The sequence below is a fragment of the Halanaerobium sp. ST460_2HS_T2 genome, from assembly GCF_003337665.1.
Lineage (GTDB): Bacteria > Bacillota > Halanaerobiia > Halanaerobiales > Halanaerobiaceae > Halanaerobium > Halanaerobium kushneri.
Map to the genome: position 1 here is coordinate 1 of NZ_QPJF01000068.1, position 2521 is coordinate 2521.

Genomic DNA, 2521 nt, shown 5'->3' on the forward strand with positions numbered 1-2521 from the left:
TGTTTTTGTCAAGTGAAATTTGACCCTTTTATTAATTGAAAATTGACCCGGGTAAGCAAAAAATAATATTAATTTTATTGACCCAGCCACTCTTCAGTTTCTTTCATTCGGTAAGAATTACCATTCATATTGATTACATATGATTTGTGAGTCAACCTATCTACCATAGCTGCTGTTAATGCTGGATCATTAAATACCTCATTCCACCTCTCAAATGAGAGATTGGAAGTTATGATAGTAGATTTACGCTCTGCTCTTAGGGAAAGAAAGGAGAATAAAAGCTCACTTCCTTTCTGATCAAAAGAGATGTAACCTAATTCATCTAAAATTATTAAATCATATTTCTGAAATTTAGATTCAAAATTAGTTAATCTTCTTTCACTCTGAGTTTCTTTTAATTGATTGATAAACTGTGGTACTGTTGCAAAAAAGACTTTGTAGCCCTCATTACAGGCCTTGATACCAAGGCCTATAGACAGGTGGGTTTTACCAGTTCCTGGATTTCCTGAAAATATTATATTTCTGTTTTCTTCAATAAATTTAAGCGATTTTAATTCTTTAAACTTAGCTTTAGCGCTTTCAGGTAGATAATCTATAATTAGCGTATCCAGATACTTTTTGTATGGAAATTTAGCATTTTTAATTCTATTTTTGCGGCCATTTTCTTTACGCATATCATATGCATCCCTAAAAAGATCTCTTAATAATTCTTCGTAAGGTATATTTTCACGATAGGCTTCAGCCAGTTTCTGATTTAAATCGTTTCTAATACCAGCAATCTTTAGTTCCTTGATGTAATTTTTAGTTTCTAAGATGATTTCTTTATTCATTACTGGATCACCTCCTGATGATTTTGGAGACTAAACATAGTATCCCACTTTTTTAACAGTTCCAGAGAATTCTCATTTATTTCACTGGAAATCGAAACATCAGGAGTATTCTCCTTTTGAACTAATACTTTGATATTAGCAGTTGTCACCATGGACTTTTTATTTTTAGAAAGAATAGCTATAGCTTTTTTTATTTCAGCCAGCCCTTTCTCACTTACTAGTTCTAAAAGTTCTATGAATTCTTTAGTTTTTCTGGTATAATTATCGTAGTATAATTCATATATCTCTTTAAGGTCTGGTGCCATTTGATGAAAAGCTAGGGAGTTTTTCAATGCACCAGGCTTTCTTTTTAGAGTTAAAAGATAATGTTCAATTTCAATACTGCATTTATGAACTTCATATAGTCTTTGATGCTTTGCTACCAGCTCATCGTTGTAGTATATTTTTATATAATCTGAGTAAATTCTGCTGTTAACAAATCTTCCAACAAGATGATCAGGTACAGAATATTTATTCTGCTCAAAGGTTACAAAGCTGTATTTATTGACTCTACATTCTCTTTCTCTGCAGGCCTCATATGGAGGCTTTAAAGGCAGTAGATATGGTATTTCCTGCTGCCATAGTTCATATGGTGATTTGTTATCTAATTCAGCTTTTTTCATTGCATTCAATCTCTTTAATCCTGCAGCAAGATATTCATTAGCTTCTTCTATGGATGCAAAGCTTGTTTTCTGAGAGAAGATTCGTCGCCTGACAAAATCAACACCTTTTTCTACTTTACCTTTTTCATTACCGCGATATGCGTTACAAAAGCGGTATTTAAAGCCATAGTAGAGAGAAAGCTTAACTAGATCCTCAGTAGCTTCTTTTTCAGAAGGTCCAACAAATCTTTTTACAGCCTGCTTTAAATTATCATAGACTACTTCATGATATACTCCATTGAAGTTCCCAAATGCTTTAACATGGGCATCTAAAAATGAAGTCATCTTTTTATTGGCATAGAATTTACCATAGTGATGAAAACCAAAACCAGTTGTGAATAGAGCCATATTAAGAGTTTTATTTTTACCTGCAATTTCTAAATTGGCTTCACCATAGTCAAACTGAAGTGATTCTCCTTCATGATAGAGCTGTTTTATATATGCTTCTTTAGCTGCATTTTCGTAGGTGTTTCTAATGTAGTTACAGACTGTTGAGTAGCTGATATCATGACCTTTACCTAGCAAATACTCATGAATATCAATTTTTTTACGCTGCAGCTTACGCATACCTGTTGCTCGCCGTTTTTTGTTTTCTTTAATGCAGTAATCAATATCTTTTTTTATAGCTTCATTCATTTTATATTTATTACGATTGGAGCTGTCATACTCAGGAGTTTCTACCAGAGATTCAATTAAGGTTAATATTTCATCTCTGGATTTTGCTTTATCCAGATTCTGAAGTTTTTCTTCATGATCTCGGATATATTTTCGGATAGTATTTCTTGAAAATTCTGACTCTCTAGCTATTTTTCTAATTGATTGACCCTCGACAAAATGTTTAATTAGAATTTCGGCTTTTTCATTCAATTTTATCACCTTTTTCACCTGCCCATAATTTATGTTTTTATTATGGACAGTTTATATTATCTATTTAAACGGGTCAATTTTAAATTATTATCCTGGGTCACTTTTAAATTATCATATACAGTT

2 protein-coding genes are annotated in these 2521 nt (G+C 32.1%); both read right to left on the reverse strand.

Going from position 1 to position 2521, the window contains the following annotated elements:
- Window positions 1–74: 74 nt before the first annotated feature.
- Entirely contained in the window at window positions 75–830 is a 756-nt protein-coding gene (istB, locus tag DFR80_RS15040; protein ID WP_076545374.1) for an IS21-like element helper ATPase IstB, read from the reverse strand.
- A complete protein-coding gene (istA, locus tag DFR80_RS15045; protein WP_076545373.1) occupies window positions 830–2407 on the reverse strand; it encodes an IS21 family transposase in 1578 nt (525 codons plus the stop codon). The genes istB and istA overlap by 1 nt, the downstream gene beginning before the upstream one ends.
- Window positions 2408–2521 lie beyond the last annotated feature (114 nt).